The 25897-nt window shown below is 58.9% G+C and carries 24 protein-coding genes and 1 tRNA gene; 12 read left to right on the top strand and 13 right to left on the bottom strand.

The window, feature by feature from the left end:
- Positions 1 to 108: 108 nt before the first annotated feature.
- From pseC to OKC28_RS08745, 10 genes are all read right to left on the bottom strand, one after another.
- A complete protein-coding gene (pseC, locus tag OKC28_RS08700; protein WP_270688731.1) occupies positions 109 to 1245 on the bottom strand; it encodes a UDP-4-amino-4,6-dideoxy-N-acetyl-beta-L-altrosamine transaminase in 1137 nt (378 codons plus the stop codon).
- The gene (gene pseB, locus OKC28_RS08705; RefSeq protein WP_270688733.1) at positions 1242 to 2246 is read right to left on the bottom strand and encodes a UDP-N-acetylglucosamine 4,6-dehydratase (inverting); all 1005 of its coding nucleotides are present in this window, start codon (positions 2244 to 2246) and stop codon (positions 1242 to 1244) included. The genes pseC and pseB overlap by 4 nt, the downstream gene beginning before the upstream one ends.
- Before the next feature lie 221 nt (positions 2247 to 2467).
- Positions 2468 to 4297, bottom strand: a complete 1830-nt coding sequence (malZ, locus tag OKC28_RS08710) for a maltodextrin glucosidase (RefSeq protein WP_270688735.1) — start codon at positions 4295 to 4297, stop codon at positions 2468 to 2470.
- Between the two features lie 6 nt (positions 4298 to 4303).
- A complete protein-coding gene (locus tag OKC28_RS08715) occupies positions 4304 to 5152 on the bottom strand; it encodes an HDOD domain-containing protein (protein WP_270688737.1) in 849 nt (282 codons plus the stop codon).
- A 137-nt stretch (positions 5153 to 5289) separates the two neighbouring features.
- The gene (locus OKC28_RS08720) at positions 5290 to 5709 is read right to left on the bottom strand and encodes an META domain-containing protein (RefSeq protein WP_058395143.1); all 420 of its coding nucleotides are present in this window, start codon (positions 5707 to 5709) and stop codon (positions 5290 to 5292) included.
- 211 nt (positions 5710 to 5920) lie between these two features.
- The gene (yegD, locus tag OKC28_RS08725; protein WP_270688739.1) at positions 5921 to 7282 is read right to left on the bottom strand and encodes a molecular chaperone; all 1362 of its coding nucleotides are present in this window, start codon (positions 7280 to 7282) and stop codon (positions 5921 to 5923) included.
- Positions 7283 to 7459: 177 nt separating this feature from the next.
- On the bottom strand, positions 7460 to 8449 hold the full coding sequence (locus OKC28_RS08730; RefSeq protein ID WP_270688741.1) for a 2-hydroxyacid dehydrogenase: 990 nt from the start codon (positions 8447 to 8449) through the stop codon (positions 7460 to 7462).
- A gap of 77 nt (positions 8450 to 8526) precedes the next feature.
- The gene (locus OKC28_RS08735) at positions 8527 to 8985 is read right to left on the bottom strand and encodes a CreA family protein (RefSeq protein ID WP_270688862.1); all 459 of its coding nucleotides are present in this window, start codon (positions 8983 to 8985) and stop codon (positions 8527 to 8529) included.
- 174 nt (positions 8986 to 9159) lie between these two features.
- Positions 9160 to 10014 (bottom strand): hypothetical protein, encoded by an 855-nt coding sequence (locus OKC28_RS08740; protein ID WP_270688743.1) that lies wholly within the window; start codon positions 10012 to 10014, stop codon positions 9160 to 9162.
- Positions 10015 to 10064: 50 nt separating this feature from the next.
- Positions 10065 to 10451 (bottom strand): TraR/DksA family transcriptional regulator, encoded by a 387-nt coding sequence (locus OKC28_RS08745; protein WP_005318322.1) that lies wholly within the window; start codon positions 10449 to 10451, stop codon positions 10065 to 10067.
- A gap of 467 nt (positions 10452 to 10918) precedes the next feature.
- On the opposite strand from OKC28_RS08745, the gene OKC28_RS08750 reads away from it, so the two are divergent.
- From OKC28_RS08750 to OKC28_RS08790, 9 genes are all read left to right on the top strand, one after another.
- Positions 10919 to 12250: a glutamine synthetase family protein gene (locus tag OKC28_RS08750; RefSeq protein ID WP_111588527.1), complete on the top strand. Its 1332-nt coding sequence runs from the start codon at positions 10919 to 10921 to the stop codon at positions 12248 to 12250.
- Between the two features lie 179 nt (positions 12251 to 12429).
- Positions 12430 to 13791 carry an aspartate aminotransferase family protein gene (locus OKC28_RS08755; RefSeq protein WP_042468411.1) on the top strand — a complete coding sequence of 454 codons (1362 nt, stop codon included), beginning with the start codon at positions 12430 to 12432 and terminating at the stop codon, positions 13789 to 13791.
- A 54-nt stretch (positions 13792 to 13845) separates the two neighbouring features.
- Positions 13846 to 14943 carry a polyamine ABC transporter substrate-binding protein gene (locus OKC28_RS08760; protein WP_270688751.1) on the top strand — a complete coding sequence of 366 codons (1098 nt, stop codon included), beginning with the start codon at positions 13846 to 13848 and terminating at the stop codon, positions 14941 to 14943.
- Between the two features lie 139 nt (positions 14944 to 15082).
- Entirely contained in the window at positions 15083 to 16144 is a 1062-nt protein-coding gene (locus OKC28_RS08765) for a polyamine ABC transporter substrate-binding protein (RefSeq protein WP_219593972.1), read from the top strand.
- Between the two features lie 76 nt (positions 16145 to 16220).
- Positions 16221 to 17375 (top strand): polyamine ABC transporter ATP-binding protein, encoded by a 1155-nt coding sequence (gene potA / locus OKC28_RS08770; RefSeq protein ID WP_270688754.1) that lies wholly within the window; start codon positions 16221 to 16223, stop codon positions 17373 to 17375.
- Positions 17372 to 18277 (top strand): ABC transporter permease subunit, encoded by a 906-nt coding sequence (locus tag OKC28_RS08775; protein ID WP_005318334.1) that lies wholly within the window; start codon positions 17372 to 17374, stop codon positions 18275 to 18277. The genes potA and OKC28_RS08775 overlap by 4 nt, the downstream gene beginning before the upstream one ends.
- Before the next feature lie 73 nt (positions 18278 to 18350).
- Positions 18351 to 19193 carry an ABC transporter permease subunit gene (locus OKC28_RS08780; protein ID WP_005318337.1) on the top strand — a complete coding sequence of 281 codons (843 nt, stop codon included), beginning with the start codon at positions 18351 to 18353 and terminating at the stop codon, positions 19191 to 19193.
- Between the two features lie 45 nt (positions 19194 to 19238).
- The gene (locus tag OKC28_RS08785; protein ID WP_270688757.1) at positions 19239 to 19943 is read left to right on the top strand and encodes an MOSC domain-containing protein; all 705 of its coding nucleotides are present in this window, start codon (positions 19239 to 19241) and stop codon (positions 19941 to 19943) included.
- A 154-nt stretch (positions 19944 to 20097) separates the two neighbouring features.
- Positions 20098 to 20174 (top strand) — tRNA-Pro (locus OKC28_RS08790).
- A gap of 338 nt (positions 20175 to 20512) precedes the next feature.
- On the opposite strand, the gene OKC28_RS08795 is transcribed toward OKC28_RS08790, so the two are convergent.
- Together OKC28_RS08795 and OKC28_RS08800 are read right to left on the bottom strand one after the other, a co-directional pair.
- Complete coding sequence (locus OKC28_RS08795; RefSeq protein ID WP_270688759.1) at positions 20513 to 21040, bottom strand: AbiTii domain-containing protein; 528 nt, start codon at positions 21038 to 21040, stop codon at positions 20513 to 20515.
- Positions 21041 to 21164: 124 nt separating this feature from the next.
- Complete coding sequence (locus OKC28_RS08800; protein ID WP_270688761.1) at positions 21165 to 21629, bottom strand: thioesterase family protein; 465 nt, start codon at positions 21627 to 21629, stop codon at positions 21165 to 21167.
- Positions 21630 to 21762: 133 nt separating this feature from the next.
- Between OKC28_RS08800 and recQ the strand changes: the two genes are divergently transcribed.
- Positions 21763 to 23586, top strand: coding sequence for an ATP-dependent DNA helicase RecQ (recQ, locus tag OKC28_RS08805; protein ID WP_021138465.1), 1824 nt, complete (start codon positions 21763 to 21765; stop codon positions 23584 to 23586).
- 101 nt (positions 23587 to 23687) lie between these two features.
- Here the strand turns inward: recQ and OKC28_RS08810 are convergent, their stop codons facing one another.
- Positions 23688 to 23990, bottom strand: a complete 303-nt coding sequence (locus OKC28_RS08810; RefSeq protein ID WP_021138464.1) for a c-type cytochrome — start codon at positions 23988 to 23990, stop codon at positions 23688 to 23690.
- 104 nt (positions 23991 to 24094) lie between these two features.
- Here OKC28_RS08810 and OKC28_RS08815 point away from each other — a divergent pair, with 104 nt between their 5' ends.
- Both OKC28_RS08815 and OKC28_RS08820 read left to right on the top strand, forming a co-directional pair.
- Positions 24095 to 25522, top strand: a complete 1428-nt coding sequence (locus tag OKC28_RS08815; protein ID WP_270688764.1) for a protein adenylyltransferase SelO — start codon at positions 24095 to 24097, stop codon at positions 25520 to 25522.
- A gap of 10 nt (positions 25523 to 25532) precedes the next feature.
- The gene (locus OKC28_RS08820; RefSeq protein ID WP_265456805.1) at positions 25533 to 25820 is read left to right on the top strand and encodes a DUF3630 family protein; all 288 of its coding nucleotides are present in this window, start codon (positions 25533 to 25535) and stop codon (positions 25818 to 25820) included.
- Positions 25821 to 25897 lie beyond the last annotated feature (77 nt).

The raw sequence follows: 25897 nt of genomic DNA on the forward strand, positions 1-25897 counted from the left end.
TTTGGCGACTAATGAGATCGCACAAACTGGACTGAGTTCCCTTCCCCCAGTGATCTACTATTCGAAACAGCTATTTAGTTTGTCGTTGTGCCACCCAGAATGCAGTGCTTATGGGCTCATGGATCGCAACAAACCATTGATCATGTCTTGCTGGGCATGACCCAGTGCTGGAAATAGTGGCAGCGTTATAGCGCCGCTATAGAACTGTTCTGCATGGGGTTGGGGGGACGGCGCCCACCTTTGATACCAAGGCTGATGGGAGATCGGCATATAGTGCACGTTGGCGCCGATGCCTTGGGCCCGCAATTGTTCAAAGAGACGGGGACGCTTCTTAGGAGCCACGTGGTAAACATAGAGATGAAAGGCGCTGCGCCGTTCTGGGCTGAAGTAACGGGGTAAGAGTTCAGGGGCCAGCGCTTCAAAGTAACGACGGGCAATCTCACTGCGCTTGGCGATCCAGGGGTCAAGATTGCTCATCTGGCTCAGCCCTAATGCCGCCTGGATATCTGTCATCCGGTAATTGAAACCCAGCATCTGTTGCTCGTAGTACCAGGGGCCGTCCGGTTCGTTGATGAAATCTTCCGGTTCGCGGGTGATACCGTGGCTGCGCAGCATGCGCATGTTTTTGGCCAATGCTGGGTCATTGGTCATGGCCATGCCGCCTTCACCCGTGGTGATGATCTTCACCGGATGGAAGCTGAAGACTGTGATGTCGCTGTAGCGGCCATTGCCGGTCGGTTCGCCGTGATAGCGGGCGCCGAGGGCGTGGCAGGCATCTTCTATGATGCGAAACCCGTACTCCTGGCCCAGGCGGTGGATCTCTTTCATATCGCAGGGCAAGCCCGCGAAGTGCACCGGAATCACTACCTTGGGCAGGCGTCCTTGCGCCTTGGCGACAATCAGTTTGCGCTCCAGCTCCAGTGCGCACATGTTGCCGGTATCCGGCTCTATGTCGACGAAGTCAACCTGAGCGCCACAATAAAGTGCGCAGTTCGCCGAGGCTACAAAGCTGATGGGGGAGGTCCAGACCCAGTCCCCCTGGCCAACACCCAGAGCCATACAAGCGATGTGCAGAGCGGCCGTGCCCGAGTTCACGGCGACGCCGAAGCGTGCGCCACAGTAATCGGCGACTGCTTGCTCGAAACGAGGAACGACCGGGCCCTGTGTCAGAAAGTCCGACCTCAGTACTTCGACCACGGCTTCGATATCCGCCTCGCTGATCGATTGTCTGCCGTACGGGATCATTCCATTACCACCTTGTCATTCAACTCTTTTAGCTGGGCTACCGTCAGGAAGTCGCTGTTGTTGCGGGAGTTATATTCGAAACCCTGTTCGACCATGAGACCCTTCTCGCCCACAGCTGTGACTGAGAAGTCATTGTTGCGATTATTGAAATTGATAGTGGGGCCGATGATGAAGAAGTCGTCGAACTCGAAGGTGTGATAGGAGTCGTCGGAAGGGCACATTACTTCATGCAACTTCTCACCGGGGCGAATACCGATAATTTCCTGGGCCAGCTGGGGCGCCATGGCGGTAGCCAGGTCGGTGATCCGTACCGAGGGCAGCTTGGGCACGAAGATCTCGCCGCCCTTCATCCTCGGGAAGTTGTTCATCACAAAATCCACTCCTTGCGGCAGGGTGATCCAGAAACGGGTCATCTCGGCATGGGTGATGGGCAGTGTGCTGGCACCCTGGTCTATTCGTTTTTGGAAGAAGGGCACCACTGAGCCGCGTGAACCTACCACATTGCCATAGCGCACCACCGCGAAGCGGGTCGGATCCTGGCCTGCAATGTTGTTGGCCGCCACGAACAGCTTGTCGGAAGCCAGCTTGGTGGCGCCATACAGGTTGATCGGGTTGGCAGCCTTGTCGGTGGAGAGGGCAATCACCTTCTTGACCTGATTGAGCAAGGCGGCCTGAATGACGTTCTCCGCCCCATGAATGTTGGTCTTGATGCACTCCATGGGGTTGTATTCAGCAGCGGGGACCTGCTTGAGCGCGGCCGCGTGCACGACGTAATCGACGCCGCGCATCGCCATGTTCAGCCGGTTGGCATCCCTCACATCCCCGATGAAATAGCGCATGCAGGGGTCGTTGAACACCTGCTGCATCTCGAACTGCTTCAGTTCGTCGCGGGAGTAGATGATGAGCCGCTTCGGCTTGTAGCGTTCCAGCACTGTCTTGACCAGCATCTTGCCAAACGAGCCAGTGCCGCCGGTAATCAATAGGGTTTTATTGTCGAACATGACGGATTCTCGCTAGTGATGCCAAGAGGCAAGCAATATATGTGCCTGGAACCAGTTTAGCCGAAAAGGGCTGGAAGCAGTTTTGTATGATGCCAGTTTTATTCCACTATGAGTGAAGTAACTAGATGATTCATAGAGAAATCCAACCCAGCTCAAACAACTTTATGCGATCTCTGATGCTTTAACAAAAAGCGGAACATTCGGTTCCGCTTTTTTGACGCTTAGCTGGAGAGCAGCACTCTGGCCGAGTTGGCGGGTATGGTCACTTGTACCTGTCCCTGTACCACTTCGTACTTGTCACCGTTGAAGGCATCGGTGAAGCGGCTGGCGGGGCTGGCGGTCTGCCACAACGGCAGGCTGATGGTGCGCGGCTCGGTTGGATGACGGTTGCAGGCGACCACAACTTGATCGCTTTGCAGGGTGCGGGCGAACACATAACTGTGAGGGCCGGCGTAAAGGGTCTGGATATCGCCACGGCGCAGAGCAGGCCGCTGCTTGCGGATCTGGATCAGCCGGCGGTAGTGATCGTGCAGCACGTGGTCCCAGGCCGTGGTCTCCCACGGGAAGCAGCGGCGGCAATCCGGGTCCTTGCCACCGGAGAGGCCGACTTCGTCGCCGTAGTAGATGGATGGCACGCCGATATAGGTGAGCAGCAGGGTGGCGGCCAGCTGCATCCGCTGCTTGTCCTCTCCCAGCAGATGGAGAAAGCGGGCGGTATCGTGGCTGTCCAGCAGGTTGAACTGGGCCAGCTGGTTCTTGAACGGGATATGAGCTCGTGCCAGTTTGAGCCAGCTGTCCAGCTCCTCGGCGCTGATCTTGATGGGGTGATAGGCAATGTCCTGCCCGGCCAGGAAGGCGCGGATCGGGTGGGCGAAACCATAGTAGTTCATGGCGCCATCCTCCTGATCCCCCTGCAGCCACTGGCTCGCCTCGAAGAAGTGCTCGCCGAGCACATAGGCATCCGGATTTTCCTGCTTCACGGCGCCGCGAATGGCACGCACATGGCCGCGATTGCCCTCGGCGGTACCACGCTCCCCCAGCATGTGGATGACGTCAAAGCGCCAGCCGTCTATCTGGTAGGGTGCTCGCATCCAGTAGCGCAGTATGGCGTCGTCGGCGCGATAGATAGCGTCCTGTACCTGCTCGCTGGAGAAGTCGAGCTTGGGCAGGCTGCGAATGCCCTTCCAGCTGACATAGTCACCTTCGTTGTCAAATGTGTAGAAGTTGCGCCACGGTGAGTCCGGGTTGCTCTGGGCGCCCTGTGGCGGACAAAACCAGGGGTGCTGGGTCGAGGTGTGGTTGACCACTGCATCCAGAATGATCTTCATGCCGCGCTGGTGCAGGTTGCGGGTCAGCTCGGCGAACTGTGCATTGCTGCCGAGGTGGGCATCGACCTTGAAGTAGTCCTGGGTATCGTACTTGTGGTTGCTCGGCGAATCGAAGATGGGGTTGAGGTAGAGCGCCGTGACCCCGAGAGATTGCAGATAGTGCAGCTTGGCATCTATCCCCGCCAGGTCCCCGCCGTAAAACTCACAGGCGCCGAGCCCCTCTTCGTGACGGCTGACCGGCTCACCCCATCCCTTGCTGATCACCGCCTTGCCTCTGTACTCGTATTCATGATGCTTCACGCTCAGGGCCGGATCGCCGTTGCAAAAGCGGTCGGGAAAGATCTGGTAGAACACCTGATCCTGCACCCAGGCTGGCGGCTGGTGCAGGCTGTTGAAACGAAAGTGCTGCTCCCGAGGCGGCATGGCCGAGCTGACGCCAGCGCCGTGCAACCACCACTGCTCCTCATCGGTCAGACATTTGAAGCAGTAGAGGTGGATATCCTGCCCTTTGATCAGTGGCAATGTGGCTTGCCACACCTGCAATATGTCCCGGGTCGAGACTGGCGTCATCGCCAGCAGGTACTCTTCGTTGTCCGGTTCGTGGCGCAGCCACACCTCCCGGATCGGGGCATCCAGCTCGCTGAACAGGGTGAGTTGCAAGCTGTCGGCGCTCTCTTTGAACCAGGGCGCCACCTGGGGATGAAACAGAAATGGATGGGTCATGAGTGCTTATTGAGTCAGAAGGTCGGCGAGGGCATTACCCTGTTCGTGAAGCGTTTCGAGCTGGCCTGCCAGCGATTTGGGATCCAGTCCCAGCTGGTCGGCAAGCGGCTTGGGGAAACGGGCAATGATGGCCTGGGCGGGCACGCCCGCATTCCAGGCGAAGGAGATGAAGACGGCGAGCCGGATCAGCACCGCCTCCTTGCTGACCGGATCGTGGGAGAGGGGATCCAGCTGCTGGGAGATGGCATCGACGAAGGCTTCCGACAGGTTCCAGCGCCGTGCCAGTTCGGCACCGAGCTGGGCATAGTCGTACCCCAGCATCTCCCGTTGGGCCTCTACCCGGCAGCTCCCCTTCTGGATCGCCATATTGATGAGCTCGGCCTCTTCCGGCAGTGTGCTCTGGATAAGCAGCTCACCAATGTTGTGGATCAGGGCACAGGTAAAGGCGGTCTCGGGATCCAGCACCTTGGCCTCCTGGGCCAGGGTCTTGGCGATAGTGGCAACCTGGAAGGTCTCGGTCCAGAACTTGTTCTTGTCGAAGCTGGGGGGGGCCTTGAAGGTGCCTATTATGCCGGAGGCGACAACCACGGAGCGCAACCGGTTGAAACCGAGGCGGATCACCGCCTGCTCTATGGAGGTGACATCATTGCCACGGCGCAGGGCGGCCGAGTTGGCCATCCGCAGCACCTTGACGCTGATCACCTGGTCCATGGCGATCTTGCCCGCTATCTGGTCGATACGGGCATTTTCATCGCTGAAACTCTGCATCAACTCATGCAGCAGCTGCGGAATAGTGGGGAGTTGTTTGATCTTGTCAAACAGACGATCCATCGACATGGCTGAGGCAGCCTCCATTGCGAGCACTGCCTCATATTGTGCCACAGGCGGGACACTTGTTCCTGTTTGTGATGCCGGTTTCGTGAGCACGAGGGTCCGTTGATGTGCAGTTCCGACCGCAATTGAGTCAGTTTTACGCCGGCAGACAACCGCGCTTATAGCACCCAGTCACGCAAGGTGTATTCCAAACTGTGCTGTTTCCCCTTCAGGATCAAGGTCTGGGTGGTGCCGCTCAGGGTGGCGCCTTCGAGCAGTGTGGTGATGACTGCCTGCTCTATGGCATCGAGAGGAGCCTGACAGGCCATCTCGGTACTGCCGAGGCTGGTAACCCAGAATCTGTCGCCCTCGAGGTGGCCCTGGCCGAAGTAGCGGTTGCAACCAGCGATACCGTTGACGGTGAAGTGTTCACCTATCTCGAAATCGGGCGGATTGTCGCGGGAGGCCGCAATGGCCTGGCCATCCAGCTTGTCGAGCACCCAGTGATGATGCTGCAAGTCTTGCTGAACGAACGAGGGGGTACTGCTGCAGGCGCTGAGCAGGAACAGGGCAAGCAGCAGTAGCAGGAATCTGGGCATGGAAGGGCTCCGGTAGTGGGAGCAACAAGCATACCTCCTGCGCCGTCCCCGGGGCAGGGCGAGGGGAGCCGACCCCGACTGCTTCTGTCGTCCTGTGAGTCAGCCCTGTGTCGTTAAATGGCAACACCTTGCCGTGATCGGATGCGTTCGATGCTGAACAGGCGATAAGAACAATTATCGCCTCTGTCTCCGTGAGGTGGAACTGCGGGCCTCAGTCAGCGAACAGACGTGCGGCATAACGAGCGAGTCCTGCCGCCACCGAGCCAAAGTCATCGCCCCCCTCAAGCGGAATCGTGGGCAACTTCTGACGAATAAAGGCGGCGATCAGCGGCGAACGGGCGCTGCCACCGGTGACGAAGATGCGGTCCGGCTGCACTCCTGCATTGGTAATGGCTTCGTCCATCAGCTCGCCAATCTTCTCCAGCAGCAGGGCAGAGGCGCTGGCCAGCTGTTCACGATTGAGCTCGGCTTCCAGTCCCTTCTCCAGTTCACTCAGGGATTGGCGATTCAGCTCCTGCTCCGAGAGGGCGATTTTGCCCTGCTCGGCACGCCATACCAGCTGGTGGCTCAGTTTGTGAGCGCGCAGATTGGCCAGCCGTCCCAGCTTGCTGCCCGGCAGGCTGTCGAGCTGCAGATCCTGCAGCTGACGCGCGGTATCCAGGCTGTAGAAACGGCTCTGGGCGCTGACGTCGTTGATGGCGGCGGCATCCCAGAACAGCGGGTGAGGCAGCGGTTTACCGGTCTTGAGGGTTTCGTGCATGCCGAGCAGCGGCATCATGCCTTCCACCGTCAGCCTGATATCGAAGTCGTTGCCGCCGATGCGCTGGCCGCTGTGGCCGAGCAGATCGCCGCTGCGATCCAGCTGGTCGCGATGGCTCGGGCCCATGCGCAGCATGGAGCAGTCTGTGGTGCCGCCGCCGATATCCACCACCAGCACGACGGCGTCTTCATCCAGCCGCGCCTCGAACTCGAAGCCGGCCGCCACGGGTTCATAGAGGAACTCCACCTGCTCGAACCCGGCCAGACGGGCCGCCTCGGTCAGGATGGCGATGGCCTGCCTGTTGCTATCTTCTCCTGCCAGCCCCTGAAAGTTGACCGGTCGACCTATCACGGCGCGGCGCACCTGAGTGCCAAGCTGCTGCTCCGCCTCGCGGCGTACGTGCAGCATCATGGCGCAGACGATGTCTTCGAACAGGGCGATCTGGGGAGCCTTGAGGCCGTAGGCGCCGAGGAAGGATTTCGGCGACTTGATGTAATAGCCATCGTCCGGCTCCTCCAGATAGCGCTCCAGCGCCGCAGCGCCGAAGCTGAGTTCGTCGATCAGCCCCTCTTCCCGCATCTGGCGGCGTACCGCCTGGGCACGGGTAACCACAGGGCCGCGCAGCTTGAGGTATTCGGCCTGCTGGGCCGGTGCCAGCCCTTCGGCCAGCAGGCCGGCGATGGCGTCTCTGTGGGGCGCGTGCAGCGTGGAGGGGAGATAGCGGGAACCGCCCAGAGTCAGCAGCCTGGGGCTGCCTTGTTCCATCACGGCGACGGCACAGTTGGAAGTACCGTAATCAAATCCGATAAACATGGGCAGCCAGACTCCTGAATAAAAAAGGGCAGGTAGCCTACCCGATGACGTCGGGTCTCACAACCCGGCACCCCGGATATTGAGGTCGCAGGGGAAAATACACAGGGGGGCGCATGTCGGTGTGGAAAACAGAGGGAATGGCTCCCTCTGTCGTTCATGGCTGCGGGTGCGAGAGGATTACTCCACCTCGTTGTCGCTATGTCCCTGGCTCTCTATGGCCTTGAGGTTGCCGAGGGTGGTATCGGCGATGGCGTGCAGTGCCTCGCGGGTCAGGAAGGCCTGATGGCCGGTAAACAGCACGTTGTGGCAGGCGGAGAGGCGGCGGAACACGTCATCGGTGATCACCTCGTTGGACTTGTCGGAGAAGAAGAGGTCTTCCTCTTCCTCATAGACGTCCAGCCCCAGGGCGCCGATGCGGGCGGTCTTGAGCGCCTCTATGGCGGCGTTGGAGTCGAGCAGGCCGCCCCGGCTGGTGTTGATGATCATCACGCCATCCTTCATCTTGGCAAACGCCTCCTTGTTCAGCAGGTGATAGTTCTCCTTGAACAGCGGGCAGTGCAGGCTGATGACATCGGACTGGCGGAACAGGGTGTCGAGATCCACGTACTCGGCACCCAAGTCGATGGCCGCCTGACTCGGGTAGGGATCGCTTACCAGCAGACGCATGCCAAAGCCCTTGAGGATGCGCAGGGTGGCGATGCCGATCTTGCCGGTGCCGATAATGCCGGCGGTGCGGCCGTGCATATTGAAGCCGACCAGCCCCTCCAGCGAGAAGTTGGCATCGCGGGTGCGTTGATAGGCCTTATGAATGCGGCGGTTGAGGGTCATCATCAGCCCCACCGCATGTTCGGCAACGGCTTCGGGAGAGTAGGCAGGGACCCGTACCACTTTCAGCCCCAGCTCCTTGGCGGCAGCCAGATCCACATTGTTGTAACCGGCACAGCGCAGGGCGATGACCTTGGTGCCGTTGGCGGCCAGCTCGGCCAGCACTTCCCGGTCGGCGTCGTCATTGACGAACAGGCACACCACGGGGAAGCCGTGGGCCAACCGGGCTGTCTTGGCCTCCAGCCGTACGTCGAAGAACTCCAGCTCATAGCCGTACTGGCTGTTGGCCTGATTGAAGTGTTCCTTGTCGTAGTTCTTGGTACTGAAAACGGCGACTTTCATGGTGTGCTCTCCGCAAATAATGATGTAGTTAAATTACAACAAATGTGGGCCGTCATCACGGGATAAATGGGGCCGATTCAGCGCCATGGCATGATGGGAACTGCACTCACTGCGCTTTTATACGAACCATCTACCAATTTGGTGCTGTAAGTCAGATAAACCAGCGCATTGCGCTTTTCGTCGTAAAAACGCACCACTTTCTGCTCCTTGAACACCAGTGAGGTGCTGACATCGAACACCTCCTCCCCCGCTTTGAGCTTGGCAGGCAGTGAGATGGGGCCAGTCTGATGGCAGGAAAGCGAGGCGTGAGAGGGATCTTCCGCCAGTCCCAGCCCGCCTTTGACGCCACCGGTTTTGGGGCGTGCCAAGTAGCAGGCAATGCCGGCGATTTTGGGGTCATCGAACGCTTCCACCAGGATCTTGTGGTTGGGGCCGAACAGTTTGAAGGCGGTACTCACCTCTCCTATGGGGTCGGCCTTGTCGGCCAGGGCCGGGATTGCCACCAGACAGCCCGCCAGCAGCAGGCCTGTATTCATGTTTCGCATATGGTTTCCTTGGGTTGTCAGCAGCAGGCAGGGCGCGATCCCGGCACTCTGGCTGCCACGACCCCGCTTGCCTCAGAGGGCTGTCTGCCCCCGGTCCCTGATGGCCGGGGGATAATCCCGGCGGTGATGCCAGTGCCGCTCAACGCGCATGTCGTTCGAACACTGTTACCGCGGAGGATACTCCCAATATTGGGCTGGAATACTGTTGAGCAAGGGGGTCATGTCCGGGTTGGGGAGCTGAATGGTGATCCGCTTCTCCAGATTGGCGCTGGCGAGGGCTTCACGGATCTTGGGATTTTCACGGAAGAAGGTCATGAAGCTGCCATCGGCATAGGCCCGTTCCAGCCCTGCCTGGATCGCCTTGGCCAGCTTGGGGTACTCGGGGCTGACGAAAAAGAACTCGGCAAAGGGATAGCGGATCAGCAGGCGCTGATCGATGACCAGATTGGGGTATTGCGCCACCAGTTCGCTGCGCTCGGCAAAGATCTCCACCAGACTGCGCGGGAAGAAATCGAGCTTGTCGCCGTCGTTGATGAGACGAAACAGCGTGCTGTAGCGACCGGAATAAGTCGGGATACCGGCGTTTTCCAGGATCTTGTTGTCAGCCCAGCCCACACCTTGTGCCGCTTTCAATTGCTTGAGGTCGGCCAGCGAATTGATCTGGTTGAACTTCTCCTGAGCGTCGCTGTGGATGAAGGAGATGCGCAGGCCTTCCAGACCGCGAAACAGCGGGATCGGGACGGCAATGAGGGAGGATTCTAGTGCGCTGGAGGTACCCATCCAGAATACATTGATGGTCTTTCCCTTGCTCAGCTGTTGCTGCAGGCTGTACTGGTTGAGGTTGAGCTCGACCTGCTCGATACGAAACGGCTGTCCGGCATGTGTCAGCGCCAGTTCCAGCAGTTTGAGTTGATATTCCTTATCGAGATCGTTGATTGGTCGGCTGGGAACCTTGACCGTGAGGGTCTGTGCTTGTGCCAGCAACGGCAGACACAAGCACAGTCTGAGGAACCATTTCACTCTCTGCTCTCCTGTAGAATCCGGGACTTGCCCGGAGTCTAACAGAAGAATCAGGCAACGCGACGGTACACGTGAGTGTCGTTGAATTCCTTGGTACTCTGGCATTCAACGCAGAAGCGGGACTCGGGACGAGCCTGCAGCCGCTTGAGAGAAATCTCGTCACCGCAAGATTCGCAGTAACCAAAATCCCCTTCGTTGATACGCCTTAACGCACCCTGCAGCTTGCGCAGGTGCAACTTGTCGTGCTCGATGCGGTTCAGCTCCAGACGACGGGCTTCCTCGATACTGGCACGGTCAATTTCATCAGCCATCTCGTTGGTATCGGTGGCGATGGCCTGGCTGGCCTGGGAGTTGAGGCGATCTTCGAGTTCGAGGATCTGACGCTCGATCTGCCCCTTGTAAAAGGCCAGTTGGTCTTTAGTCATGAAATCACACATACGGTTTACTACCAGTCAGTTACTAACCCAATTATCCCTGTTTATGGGGGCTGTCTGCCTGCAGACCAAGCCCTGTATCCTGAATTTGCACCAAATCCAAGCAGGAGAGTGCAAATCAGGGCGGGCCTTGTACCAAAAAAATGCAGGCATGCAAAGCAAATAGGATAAGGATTGTGCGCCCTTGCAAAAAAATGACCTGATTCGGACAGGGTCTGACTGAGAACATGGGGGATCAGGCACCCTCGTTGGCATCGGCCTTGCAATGGGTCCTGGGTGAGCCAAGGTGTTTAGTATTTGGTGCCGACATGGTCATTATATGCACCGTTATTTATAATTTTTTAAACACCACCGCTTGACATCGGCCTTAACGGCGGGCTTTTATGGTGTTGTTGATTACAATTTGATAACAAGGGTGTTCCATATACTAGACACCCTTGCCAATGGCAATCGTAAAGTCGGGGTTTAACATGGACAGTATCAAGGGCTGGATGGAGAGCAATCGCATCACGGAAGTGGAGTGCCTGTTTCCGGATTTCACCGGTAATGCCCGAGGCAAGATCATTCCAGCCAACAAATTTTTGCGCGAAGGGGGCATGCGGCTGCCCGAGGTCATCTTCACCCAGACGGTGACCGGCGAGTACCCGGATGACGACAGCATGATAGACCCGCTGGAGCGGGACATGCAGCTCTACCCGGACCCCAACACCATTCGTTTCGTGCCCTGGGCGCTGGAGCCGACCGCTCAGGTGATCCACGACTGTTTCGACATCAATGGCAATCTTATCGACATAGCGCCGCGTTCGGTGCTGCGTCGGGTCCTGTCATTTTATGAGAAGCAGGGCTGGAAGCCGGTGGTCGCCCCCGAGCTCGAATTCTACCTGGTCAAGCGCAACGAAGACCCCGACTATCCTCTGGTACCGCCCATTGGCCGCAATGGCCGCCCGGAGACGGCCCGCCAGTCGTTCAGCATCGATGCGGTCAACGAATTCGACCCCATCTTCGAGGACATGTACGACTACTGCGAGGCGCAGGAACTGGAAGTGGACACCCTTATCCACGAATCCGGCGCCGCCCAGATGGAGATCAACTTTCTGCACGGCGATGCCATCGATCTGGCCGATCAGGTGTTCCTGTTCAAGCGCACCATGCGGGAAGCGGCTCACCGTCACGGCATCTATGCCACCTTTATGGCCAAACCGATGAGCGACGAGCCGGGCTCCGCCATGCACATCCACCAGAGTCTGGAAGATGTGGACGGTCGCAACCTGTTCGGCACGGACAATGGCGGCAATACCGAGCAGTTCATGCACTTCATCGCCGGTCTGCAGAAATACACACCAGCCGTGACCGCCTTGCTGGCGCCTAACGTCAACTCCTATCGTCGGCTCACCTTTGGCGAGAGCGCGCCGCGCAACGTGCAGTGGGGCGTAGAGAACCGCACCTGTGGCCTGCGGGTGCCCTTCTCCGATGCCAGTGCCCGCCGGGTAGAGAACCGTTTTGCTGGCGCCGATGCCAACCCCTATCTGGCGCTGGCTGCGACCCTGGCCTGCGGCTACCTCGGCATGATGGAGAAGCTGGATCCGTTGCCGGAAATGAAGTCGAGCGCCTATGACCTGCCTTACAGTCTGCCCCGTTCGCTGGAGGAGGCTCTGAGCCATCTTGAGCAGTGCGAGCCCCTCAAGGAGATGCTGGGGGAGCGTTTCATCCGCGCCTTCGTGGCGGTCAAGCGCAAGGAGTACGAGACCTACTTCGGGGTGATCAGCCGCTGGGAGCGCGAGTTCCTGCTGCTGAACGTGTGATCCCGGGGGCGTGCCAGCCCTGACAGCGGGGGAGGCCAGACCCGGCCTCTCCTGTCCTTGTATTGAAGACACCAGAAAGCATGCCAGCTGTGAGTGGCAGTGACTGAAAGAGCGCCTGCCACCCGGATTGATTGACGAAAGAGTCCCGCTTAAATCGAAGGAACCGAGGAGCAAATACAATGCAGCACACGACACGTGAGTGGCAGCAGCTGGATGCCAGCCACCACCTGCATCCCTTTACCGATTTTCAGGCGCTGAACCAGAAGGGCAGCCGCATCATCACCAGGGCCGAAGGCATCTATCTGGAAGACTCCGACGGGCGTCGCATTCTGGACGGCATGGCGGGACTCTGGTGCGTCAACATGGGCTACGGTCGTCAGGAGCTGGTGGAGGCAGCCACCAAACAGATGCAGCAACTGCCCTACTACAACCTTTTCTTCCAGACCGCACACCCTCCTGTGATCGAGTTGGCGACCCTGCTGGCCGAGGTGACTCCACCCCATCTCAACCATGTCTTCTTCACCGGTTCTGGCTCCGAGTGCAACGATACGGTGCTGCGCATGGTCCGCCACTACTGGGCCAGCAAGGGGCAGCCGGACAAGCAGGTGATCATCAGCCGCCACAACGCCTATCACGGCTCCACCGTGGCGGGTGCCAGTCTGGGTGGCATGAAGGGCATGCACGCCCAGGGCGGCCTGCCCATTCCCGGCATAGTGCACATCGATCAGCCCTATCACTTCGGTGAGGGGCAGGGAATGAGTGCCCACGAGTTTGGTCTGGAGCGTGCCCGCCAGCTGGAGCAGAAGATCCTGGAACTGGGGGTGGACAAGGTGGCCGCCTTCATCGGCGAGCCCATCCAGGGCGCCGGCGGCGTCATCATTCCGCCCGACAGCTACTGGCCCGAGATCCAGCGTATCTGCGATCACTACGGCATCCTGCTCATTGCCGACGAGGTGATCTGCGGCTTTGGCCGTACCGGCCACTGGTTTGCCAGCGAGGGATTCGGCATCAAGCCGGACCTCATGTGCCTGGCCAAGGGGATCACCTCCGGCTATCTGCCCATGGGGGCCGTGATGGTGGGGGATCGCGTTGCCAGGGTGCTGGTAGAGGAGGGGGGGGAATTCAACCACGGCTTCACCTATTCCGGCCATCCGGTGGCCTGCGCCGTCGCCATTGCCAACATTAAGCTTATGCAAAGCGAAAGCATAGTTAAGCGAATTCATGATACTATCGGCCCCTATTTGCAGCGCCGCTGGCGCGAACTGGCAGACCATCCGCTGGTGGGCGAAACCCGTGGCAAAGGCCTGGTGGCCGCGCTGGAAATAGTGCAGGACAAGCAGACCAACAGTCGCTTCCCGGCTGGGCTGCAAGCCGGCATGACCTGCCGGGAATTCTGCTTTAACAATGGCTTGGTGATGCGAGCGGTCGGCGATACCATGATCATATCGCCCCCCTTGGTCATCACCGAGGAACAGGTGGATGAATTGGTCAATCTGGCCAGGCTCAGTCTGGATCTGACGGCGGCAAAGCTGAAAGGGTAGGCGGGGGCTGGGCAGGTTGGCTTGCGCATATAATTTGCTTAGGAGACAAGGACGATGTCTTTCAAAACGGGAATGATTGCCGCTTCTGTGGCGCTGGTCATGGCAAGTACCGGGGCGATGGCCGACGAGAAGGTGTTGCACGTCTATAACTGGAGCGACTATATCGCGCCGGAGACCCTGGAAAACTTCCAGAAAGAGACGGGCATCAAGGTGGTATACGACGTGTTCGACAGCAACGAGGTGCTGGAAGCCAAGTTGCTGGCGGGCAGTTCAGGTTACGACATAGTCGTGCCGTCCAACCCCTTCCTGGCCAAGCAAATCAAGGCGGGCGTGTTCCAGAAACTGGACAAGTCCAAACTCTCCAATTGGCAAAATATGGATGCCGACCTGTTGAAGGCGCTCGAACCGAGTGACCCGGGCAACCAGTACTCCATTCCTTACCTGTGGGGCACCATCGGCTATGCCTACAACGCTGAGAAGGTAAAAGCCGTGTTGGGCAAGGATGCGCCGGTCAACTCCTGGGATCTGGTGTTCAAACCGGAGAACATGGCCAAGTTGAAGGAGTGCGGTGTTTCCTTCCTCGACTCACCGACCGAAATGCTGCCGGCCGCCCTGCAATATCTGGGCTTCAAACCGGATAGCCAGAAGCCGGACGAGTTGAAGCAGGCAGAGGCACTGTTCCTCTCCATCCGCCCCTATACCGCCTATTTCCACTCCTCCAAGTACATCTCGGATCTGGCCAACGGCAACCTTTGCGTCGCGGTCGGCTATTCCGGTGACTTGCAGCAGTCCAAGGCGCGAGCGGCGGAAGCCAACAACGGCGTGGCGCTGACCTACAGCATTCCGAAAGAGGGGGCGGGCAGCTTCTTTGACATGATTGCCATTCCGGCTGATGCCAAGAACGCAGAGTCCGCGCACACCTTCATCAACTACCTGATGAAGCCTGAGGTGATCGCCAGCATCACCAACTTTGTGCAGTTCCCGAATGGCAACAAGGCCGCGACACCCCTGGTGGATGAGGCTATCCGTACCGACCCGGGTATCTACCCCAACGCCGAAACGCTGCAGAAGATCTATACCTTCCCGGATCTGCCGGCCAAGGTGCAGCGCCTGATGACCCGCAGCTGGACCAAGATCAAGTCTGGCAAGTAAGTGACGAGTACCCCTCCCGGTCTGCAGTTCGGCCAGGAGGGTGGTGACAACCCGACAGGTTGAACGGCGCGTATGGATGCGCAGCTGGCATACCAAAACAGATGAGGACTGATACGTGCACACAACCAAGACAGTGACTATGACCCTGGCCCTGGGGTTGGCAAGCCTGGCTCATGCCGCCCCCGTGGTTCATTTCTACAATTGGTCCGATTATATCGGTGAAACCACTCTCAGCGATTTCCAGCAGGCGACCGGGATCAAGACCGTCTATGACGTGTTTGACTCCAACGAGACCCTGGAAGGCAAGTTGCTGACCGGACGTACCGGTTACGATCTGGTGGTGCCTTCCAACAACTTCCTGGCCAAGCAGATCACGGCAGGTGCATTCCAGAAGCTGGATCCCGCCCTGCTGCCCAATCTGGTCAACCTGGATCCCGTCTTGCTCAAGCAGCTCGACAAGGTGGATCCGGGTCACCAATACGCAGTCCCCTATCTGTGGGGAACCAACGGCATCGGTTACAACGTCGACAAGATCAAGGACGTGCTGGGAGTCGACAAGATTGACTCCTGGGCTGTGATCTTCGAACCGGAAAATATGCAGAAGCTGTCCCGTTGCGGTGTCGCCTTCCTCGATTCGGCGGACGAGATGATCCCGGCAGTGCTCAACTACCTCGGACTCGATCCCAACAGTCATAAGCCGGAAGATATCAAGCGTGCCGAGGAACAGTTGCTGAAGGTGCGGCCCTATGTGACCTATTTTCACTCCTCCAAGTACATAGCCGATCTCGCCAATGGCGACATCTGTGTCGCGGCGGGTTTCTCCGGCGACATATTGCAGGCAGCGGCCCGTGCCGACGAGGCGGGCAAGGGAATCAATATTGCCTACAGCATCCCGAAAGAGGGGGGCAATCTCTGGTTTGACATGATGGCTATCCCGGCGGATGCCACCAATGTGAAAGAGGCGCATGCCCTCATCAACTATGTGCTCCAGCCCGAAGTGATCGCCAAGGTCAGCAACTATGTGGGCTATGCGAATCCCAATGCCAAGGCGGGAGAGTACATGGACGAGAGCGTGCGAGATGACGAGTCAGTCTATCCACCCCAGGCGGTGCTGGAACGGCTCTATGTGCAGCAAGCGCATCCCCGGGCGGTGCAGCGTCTGATCACCCGGAGTTGGACCAAGATCAAGTCCGGAACCTAACCTTGGCGCCCACCCCGGGGCGCCAGATTGTTTTATGGATCGGCCAAAGGCCGGTATCACGTTTGGGAGTTTGGTAATGGCGATAGCCTCCAGTGCCTACAAGAAAGCCCTCGAGGGCAACCAGCAGCGCAAAGAAGTGCTGGTCAAAATAGATCGGGTAAGCAAGCAGTTCGATGAAACGCTGGCGGTCGACAACGTGTCCCTCAACATCCACAAGGGGGAGATCTTCGCCTTGCTGGGAGGGTCCGGCTCCGGCAAATCGACCCTGCTGCGGATGTTGGCGGGATTCGAGCGCCCCACAGAGGGGCGGCTGTTCCTCGATGGCGTCGACATCACCGACATGCCGCCTTATGAGCGTCCCATCAACATGATGTTCCAGTCCTATGCCCTGTTCCCCCACATGACGGTGGCGCAGAATATCGCCTTTGGCCTCAAGCAGGATGGCCTGCCCAAGGCGGAGGTGGATGCGCGGGTGGAAGAGATGCTCAAGCTGGTGCAGATGGCCCAGTATGCGCGCCGCAAGCCGCATCAGCTCTCCGGTGGTCAGCGCCAGCGGGTCGCTCTGGCTCGTTCCCTGGCCAAGCGCCCCAAGCTGTTGCTGCTGGACGAACCCATGGGGGCGCTGGACAAGAAGCTGCGTTCACAGATGCAACTGGAGCTGGTGGAGATCATAGAGCGGGTCGGCGTAACCTGCGTCATGGTGACCCATGATCAGGAAGAGGCCATGACCATGGCCGAGCGGATCGCCATCATGTACCTCGGCTGCATCGAGCAGATCGGCAGCCCGATGGATATCTACGAAACCCCGGCCAGCCGGCTGGTGTGCGAGTTCATCGGCAACGTCAACCTGTTTGACGGCCTGCTGGTGGAGGATGAGCAGGACCACGCCACCATCGCCTGCGCCGACCTGGAACAGCCCATCTACGTGGGCCACGGCATCAGCTCCCGGGCCGAGAACAAGAAGGTGACCTACGCGCTTCGGCCGGAAAAACTGCTGATGAGTACCCAGAAACCGACCGAGATCGAGCATCCGGACTTCAACTGGACCAAGGGTGAGGTCTATGACATCGCCTATCTGGGTGGTCACTCGGTTTATCATATCCAGCTGCCCTCGGGCAAAATCGTTCAGGCTTTCATCGCCAATGCCGAACGCCACGGCAAGCGGCCAACCTGGGATGACCAGGTGTTCCTCTATTGGGAAGATGACAGCGGCGTGGTGCTGCAATCATGAAGGCATTGAGACGACTGAAGCGACTGGGTGGGCGCCAGCTGGTGATCGGCATTCCGTTCTTCTGGCTGTTCCTCTTCTTCCTGCTGCCCTTCATCATAGTGGTGAAGATCAGCTTCGCCGAAGCGGACGTGGCGATCCCGCCTTATACCGACGTGGTGAGCTGGGCCGACAATCAGCTCACCATACTGCTCAACCTGGGCAACTACCTGTTGCTGCAGGAGGATGAGCTCTACATAGCTGCCTATATTGGCTCCCTCAAGATAGCCTTCATCAGCACAGTGCTCTGTCTGCTGATCGGCTATCCCATGGCCTACACCATAGCGCGTGCCAACAAGGAGACCCAGACGGTCTTGTTGTTGCTCATCATGATGCCAACCTGGACCGCCATTCTGATCCGGGTCTACGCCTGGATGGGGATCCTCAGCAACAACGGCCTGCTCAACAGTCTGTTGATGGGCATTGGCCTCATCGACGAACCGCTGCAGATCCTCAACACCAACCTGGCTGTCTACATCGGCATCGTTTACTCCTACCTGCCGTTCATGGTGCTGCCGCTCTATGCCAATCTGGTCAAGCATGACCAGAGTCTGCTGGAGGCAGCCTCCGATCTCGGTGCCCGCAACCTGACCCGCTTCTGGCGGATCACTGTGCCCCTCTCCAAGAACGGCATCATTGCCGGCTGCATGCTGGTGTTTATCCCGGTCGTGGGTGAGTTCGTGATCCCGGAGCTGCTTGGTGGTCCGGAGACCCTGATGATCGGCAAGGTGCTGTGGCAGGAGTTCTTCAACAACCGTGACTGGCCGGTGGCCTCTGCCCTGGCGGTAGTGATGCTGGCGGTGCTGATAGTCCCCATCATCCTGTTTAACCGCAACCAGGCTAAGGAATTGGAGGGCAAGGTATGAAGAAGGAACTGCTGATAGTCCCTCTGTCATCCCTGTTCAACTGCAACCAGGCTAAAGAGCTGGAGGGCAAGATATGAAACGTTTCGGTTTTGCCAAGATGATGCTGTGGCTGGGGTTGCTGTTTATCTACCTGCCCATGGTCATCATGGTGATCTACTCCTTCAACTCCTCCAAGCTGGTGACGGTGTGGGGAGGTTGGTCCCTCAAGTGGTACTTCGGCCTGCTCGATAACAAGCAGCTGATTGGATCCGTGCTGCGCTCGCTGGAGATAGCGCTCTACACTGCGGTTGCTGCCGTGGCCCTGGGGACTGTGGCTGCCTTCGTGCTGACCCGGATCCCGCACTTCCGTGGCCGGACTCTGTTCGGCGGCATGGTGACGGCACCCCTGGTGATGCCCGAAGTGATCACGGGTCTGTCGCTGTTGCTGCTGTTCGTCGCCATGGCGCAACTGGTGGGCTGGCCTGCCGAGCGTGGCATGCTGACCATCTGGATTGCCCATACCACCTTCTGTACCGCCTATGTGGCGATCGTGGTGTCGGCGCGACTGCGGGAGCTGGATCTCTCCATCGAGGAGGCGGCCATGGACCTGGGAGCCAAGCCCTGGAAGGTGTTCTTCCTGATCACCATCCCCATGATCGCTCCTTCGCTGGCGGCGGGCGGCATGATGTCGTTTGCCCTGTCGCTGGATGATCTGGTGCTGGCGAGCTTTGTCTCGGGGCCGGGCGCGACCACCTTGCCGATGGAAGTTTTCTCGGCCGTGCGGCTCGGGGTGAAACCCGAGATTAACGCTGTGGCCAGCCTGATCCTGCTGTCAGTGTCGCTGTTCACCTTCAGCAGCTGGTATCTGATGGCCAGGGCGGAAAAACGTCGCCGCGCCGAGATCGCCATGACCACCCAGATGCAGGCAGTCGCCTGACCTCGTGCTAATATCCGCATTCTCTCGTCAATCCGGAGGATGAGAATGCGGATCTCCATCTTTAGTGGCCAGGGTACCGAACTGGTACAGGGCCTGGTCAGTGCCATCAACAAGCAAGCCACTACCATACCGCTCTGGTGCGGTTTTGGCGGCCTGGGTGGTGATGAGCAAAGTGACCCACGTCATCATGGCGGCCCGGATAGGGCGCTGCACTACTACCCTGCCGATCACTACCCCTGGTGGCACAACTGGCAAACCGCCATGGGCCTTGCTGCGCCCCGCACACCCTGGCAACCTGCCGCTTTTGGCGAGAATCTGTCCGGTCTTGGGTTGACCGAGGAGCAGGCCTGTATTGGTGATGTCTATCGGCTCGGTGAGGCGCTGATCCAGATAAGCCAACCCAGATCCCCTTGTTTCAAACTGAACCTGCGCTTTGGTTACCCCCAGCTCTCTCAGGTGATGCAACTCAATGGTCGCTGTGGCTGGTTGTTGCGGGTGCTGGAGGAGGGGACGGTCGTACCGCAAGAGACTATGGAGCTGGTCGACAGACCCTATCCCGCTCTGACCGTAAAGCGGACCGCAGACATATTGTTCAACCAGGTGCGCAACGAAGCGGATCTGCTGTTGCTGCTGGAAAACCCGGCGCTCTCCCCCAATTGGCGCCAGCATGCGGCCAACTGGCTGGAACATGGAGTGGTGGCTGATTGGCAGCGCCGTTTGCTGGGCCCGGCCGAATTTCAGCTTTCCTAGGGTGGGTTGGAAAAATGTCACAGTGGTGCCCCCTTTCTGTGAACCCTGGGCCAAAGCGTTGAATAGTTGAACCAATGGCCACTTTTTTCCTGTCAAACGTAAAAAAGGCTTGTGTCATGTCAGGGCTTTAGGTAAATTCTCGCCCCGCAGACATCGGTGTGTAGCGCAGCTTGGTAGCGCACTTCGTTCGGGACGAAGGGGTCGGAGGTTCGAATCCTCTCACACCGACCAAATTTGAAAAGGCCGCTCAGTAGAGCGGCCTTTTTGCATCTGGATTTTACCGATCCCGGTACAGAATATCCTGCTGGTTGCTGGTTGCTGGTTGCTGGTTGCTGGTTGCTGGTTGCTGGTTGCTGGTTGCTGGTTGTGACCGAGGCATATCGATACCGAGACAGTTTTTCTTTCCTTTTTCCTCTTGTCTCTTCTTGCCGTCGTGTTGCGCAGACATTAAAAGGGCCACCGCTCGGTGGCCCATCGGTGGAGTCTGATCCTGACTCCGGCACTCTATATTGTGGCAATCTCGCTATGGGTCTTGTCTATGGTGCCCTCCTTGCGCGCCAGGCGCTTACTCAGATATGCCAGTGCTGATGCCGCAATGCCTTGAAGCTGTGTTGAGGTTGCAAGGCCGCGTGCTTGGGGTACTCGCTAATGAAATGTTCGATTCCCTCCATCAGTTGTTCACGTAATGAAATCACGGGCTCATGCCAAGCTTGCAGGCACAAATGGCCGGGGATCAACTGCTCCTGATAATCTTCGAGCAACTGCTCTGGCCACGGCTCAATACCGGAATTGCGTTGCAGTAGATAATGGGCGGCGGGTTCACGGGCATAAATGAACTGAATCTGGGCCAGATCGCGTTGGCTTAGCGTTTGACTGTTTATGTGACAGGTCAAATATTTTCCCGTCTTCAGATCCAAGAAGTGACCGCGTTGCCGACAGGCTACGATGCGATACCAGGGCAGGTGCGAACAGAGAGAGTATCCCTCAAGCTCCTGTTCCAGCCAGTGGCGACACTCGGGTGTCTGCACCTCGTCGAGCATGGACTCGAGCTGTGTCAACAAGGCTCTGGATGGTTTGGTGGCCAGTTTCGCACTCATCGCCTGCAATCCTCCCTCTGCACACAATCCCGAATTTCAGTATGGACCCGTGGGTGGCAGAGGGGGTAACGATTCTAATGATTAAAATCAGATTAGCAGCGTGGTTTTTATGCAATAGGTGGGGTCAGCCCACCAGATAGGTACCGGTACCGAAGGCGATGTGGGTGCCCTCTTCGTTGTGCAGTTCCATCCGGGCGACGGCGACCTTGCTGCCTGCACGGATGATGTGGGCGGTGGCGATGAACTCGTTGCCGCGGCCCGGGCGCAGGTAGTCCACCCGCAGGTCTATGGTGCCGAGGCGGGAGAATCGCTCCTTGAGGTAGCTGGGGGAGAAATCTTCCAGCTCGTCGATGCAGGAGGCGGCGACTATCATGCCACCGGCCACATCCAGCAGGCTGGCGGTGACACCGCCGTGCAAGATGTTGTGGAAGGGGTTGCCGATCAGCTTGTTATCCATCTTGATGCGCAGCTCCACCTTGTCGAAGTCGTAGTGTGTCACCTGCATGCCAATCAGCTTGTTGAACGGCATCCGCTCTGCGAACAGGTTGGCAATGCCACTGAGCGCCATCTTCTTCAGCATGTGTTTCATTCTCTGATACCGATCCCTGTCATCAAAGCTGAGTAAAAACTCCAGCCAGTCTGCAACACTTCCTTAACAGTCGCAATGGCAGGTTTATTGTGAGCGGCGGCTGCTTTAGAATGGCGACCCCAAAGGAGAGCCCATGACCGTCATTGCCGAAACCCTGCCCGATACTCCACTTGCCTTGTTGCAGGCGGTATTCGGCTACCAGCAATTTCGGCCGGGCCAGCTGGAGATCATCGAGCAGATAGTGGCGGGACGCGATGCCATGGTGCTCAAGCCCACAGGTGGCGGCAAGTCACTCTGCTTCCAGATCCCGGCGCTGCTGCGACCCGGGCTGGGCGTAGTGGTCTCCCCGCTTATCTCGCTGATGAAGGATCAGGTCGACAGCCTGCGCGCCAACGGTGTGGCAGCCATCTACATCAACTCGGCCCTGAGCCGGGAGGAGATGATACAGAACTTTGCCGCCATGCGTCGCGGCGAGATCAAACTGCTCTACGTCTCCCCCGAGCGCTTGTTGCAGCACGAGTTCATGGATCGGCTGGCGGAGCTGCCGCTCGGCCTGTTCGCCATCGATGAGGCCCACTGCGTCTCCCAGTGGGGCCACGATTTTCGGCCGGAATACGCGGCGCTCGGCCGGCTCAAGCAGTGGTTCCCCCAGGTGCCCGTGGTGGCGCTCACTGCCACCGCCGACGAGGCGACCCGCAGCGACATGCTGCACCGGTTGGAGCTCAACGATCCCTTCATCCATACCGCCAGCTTTGACAGGCCCAACATCCGCTACAGCCTGGTGGAGAAGTTCAAGGCGGCGGAGCAGCTGCTGCGCTATGTGCAGAGCCAGAAGGGCAACTGCGGCATCGTCTACTGTTCCAGCCGCAATCGGGTGGAGGAGGTGGCCGAGCGCCTCTCCCGCCACGGCAGCAAGGCCGCGCCCTACCACGCAGGTCTGCCCCTGGCCCAGCGCCAGCAGACCCAGGATGACTTCCTCAAGGATGACATCGAGATAGTGGTGGCGACGGTGGCGTTCGGCATGGGGATCGACAAGCCCAACGTGCGCTTCGTGGTGCACTACGACATCCCCAAGAACATCGAATCCTACTATCAGGAGACCGGCCGGGCCGGCCGTGACGGGACCCCGGCCGAGGCGCTGCTGCTGTACGACCCCGCCGACATAGGCCGGGTGCGGCGCCTGCTCGACAACATAGAAAACCCGCAGCAGTTGCAGGTGGAGCAGTACAAGCTCAACGTGATGGCGGCCTTTGCCGAGGCGCAGACCTGCCGCCGTCAGGTGCTGCTCAACTACTTCGGTGAATACAACGACAAGCCGTGCGGCAACTGCGACATCTGTCTGGATCCGCCCAAGAGCTACGACGGCACCGAGGATGCCCAGAAGGCGCTCTCCTGCGTCTGGCGGGTGGGTCAGAACTTCGGGGTCGGTTACGTGGTGGAGGTGCTGCGCGGCTCTCTCAACCAGCGCATCAAGGACCATGGCCACGACAAGCTGTCGACCTACGGCATCGGTAAGGATCAGAGCCACGAGTACTGGATGAGCGTGATCCGCCAGCTGATCCACAAGGGGCTGCTGACCCAGAACATCACCCGCAATCTGGTGCTGCAGCTGACTGAGGCATCTCGCCCCGTGCTGCGTGGCGAGATGAAGCTGGAACTGGCGGTGCCGCGGTTGCAACCCATCTCCAGTCGCAAGGAGAAGCGCAACGGCCTGCTGGACAACGCCAACTACGACAAGCGGCTGTTCAAGGAGCTGCGCGGCCTGCGCAAGCAGATCGCCGAAGACGAAGAGGTGCCGCCCTATGTGGTGTTCAATGACGCGACTCTGGTGGAGATGGCTCAGCTGATGCCGATGACCGAGGCTGAGATGCTCGCCATCAATGGCGTCGGGCATCGCAAGCTGGAGCGCTTCGGCGAAGCCTTTATGGACCTTATCATCGACTACTGTCGGCGGTAGGCAATGACCCCGACTCCCGCTCAGAAGGGCGGGAGGGCAGGCGAAATTTTTCACCTCCAACTCAGGGCAAGATGAGGGTTGGGTCGCCTGGATAAGGCGGGTTATTTCAAGCTGGCATAGAAGGCAGCCAGATTTTCCATGTCTGCTTCGGTCAAGGGGGCCATAAAAGGCACCATCAAGGGCTCCTGGCGGCTGCCATCCTTGAAGGCTTTCAGCTGTTTCACCAGATAGGCGTGGTTCTGGCCAGCCAGATGGGGATAGTTGGGGATCAGTGCCTTGCCTTCTACCCCGTGACAGGCAGCACAGACCGCCGCCTTGGCCTTGCCCGCTTCGATATCGGCGGCCTTGGCCAGATGTCCCCAAGCCAGTGCCAGCAGCGGCAGGGCATACACCCATCTTTGCATCTTCTTCTCCTTGAAATGAAATAGCGCAATCGCCTGTTAGCCGAACTCGGCCGACGGCGGTATAAAGAGTGACACGAGCATACGCAGGGACGAATCGCACCACCATGAAGCTGATCAACACTTTTGCCACTGAATTGCCCTGGGCTTGTGAGCCTGTCGTCCCCCAGCCACTGCGTGAACCCAGGTTGCTGCATCTCAATCGTGGCCTGCTGGCCGAGCTGGGGCTGGATGGTGTCAGTGACACAGACTGGCTTGCCTGTTGTGGTCTGGGGCAGCCGCTGCCCGGCATGCAGCCTGTGGCGCAGGTCTATGCGGGCCATCAGTTTGGTGGTTACAGCCCGCGCCTCGGTGATGGCCGCGCCCTGTTGCTGGGGGAACAACTAGCCACCGATGGCCAGCGCTGGGATCTGCACCTGAAAGGGGCGGGCAAGACGCCCTTCTCCCGCTTCGGTGACGGCCGCGCCGTGCTGCGATCCAGCATCCGCGAGTATCTCGCCTCAGAGGCGCTCCATGCCCTCGGTATTCCTACCACCCGCGCACTGGTGCTGGTGGGCAGCAAGGAGCCTGTCTACCGGGAGCAGGAAGAGACGGGCGCAACCGTGTTGCGTACCGCGCCCAGCCATCTGCGCTTCGGTCACATCGAATACTTTGCCTGGAGTGGTCAGGGGGAGAAGATCCCGGCTCTCATCGACTATCTGCTGCGTTACCACTTCCCTGAACTGGAAAACGGCGCCGAGCTGTTTGCCGAAGTCGTGCGCCGCACGGCACGGCTTATCGCCAAGTGGCAGGCGGCGGGTTTCTGCCACGGTGTGCTCAATACCGACAACATGTCCCTGCTTGGTTTGACTCTGGATTACGGTCCTTATGGTTTCATCGATGCCTATGTGCCGGATTTTGTCTGCAACCACTCGGATCCGGATGGTCGCTATGCACTGGATCAGCAACCGGCGGTGGGTTACTGGAATCTGCAAAAGCTGGCTCAGGCGCTGGCCGGGCATGTCGACGGCGATGCCCTGGCCACCTCGCTTGCCCAGTACGAACATCAGCTGATGCTGCACTACTCCGAGCTGATGCGAGCCAAGCTTGGGCTGACGCAGTGGGAGGAGGAAGATCCCGCCCTGTTCCGCCAGCTGTTCCAGCTGCTGGTGAGCCAGGGGGTGGATTATCACCTCTTCCTGCGCCGCCTGGGTGAGGTGACAGGGAAGGGTGAGTGGCCTGCCTCTCTGCTGGCCTTGCTGCCGGATCCTGCCCTCTGGCAGGGATGGCTTGAACTTTATCGGGTCAGGCTGACCCGGGAGGGGAGCGAGGATGCCGTCCGCAAGGCACAGATGGATGCCATCAATCCCAAGTTCGTGCTGCGCAATGCCCTGGCCCAGCAAGCGATAGATGCCGCCGAGGGGGGGGATATGACCCCGTTCGAGCGGCTGCTTGCTGCCTTGCAGCAGCCCTATGATGAACAACCCGAGTATGCAGATCTGGCTACGCCCGTCCCTCAGTGGTATTGCGGTGGTGAGCTTTCTTGCAGTAGCTGAGGAATAAACCATGAATTGGCGCGTGAATCGCATCGAACTGGAACAAGGCGTTGTGATGCTGGATTGCCCGGGACTCTGCTGGGATACCTTTCCGGCGTTGGCCGAGGGCTTCTTGCAGGAGTGGGAGTTAGGGTTTGTCGACAAGGAGTGGGGCGCCGATCGTCACAGCTGGCGGCTGGAATTTGAAGGGAGTCAGCTCAGGCTGGAATATGAGCACTACAGCGGTTGCTGGCTGGCGGCAGTGCAGCCGGCAGATCGTGAGGTGGTGATCTGGCTTGGCCGACAGCATAAAGATTGAACTATCGGTTTGGGGCCTATGGTCTTGTTCCTTAAGCGACAATGGCCGCTGGCCGAATCAGCAGCATAAAGATTGAA

Origin of the sequence: Aeromonas sp. D3, from assembly GCF_027705025.1 — a bacterium.
GTDB classification, from domain to species: Bacteria; Pseudomonadota; Gammaproteobacteria; order Enterobacterales; family Aeromonadaceae; genus Aeromonas; species Aeromonas salmonicida.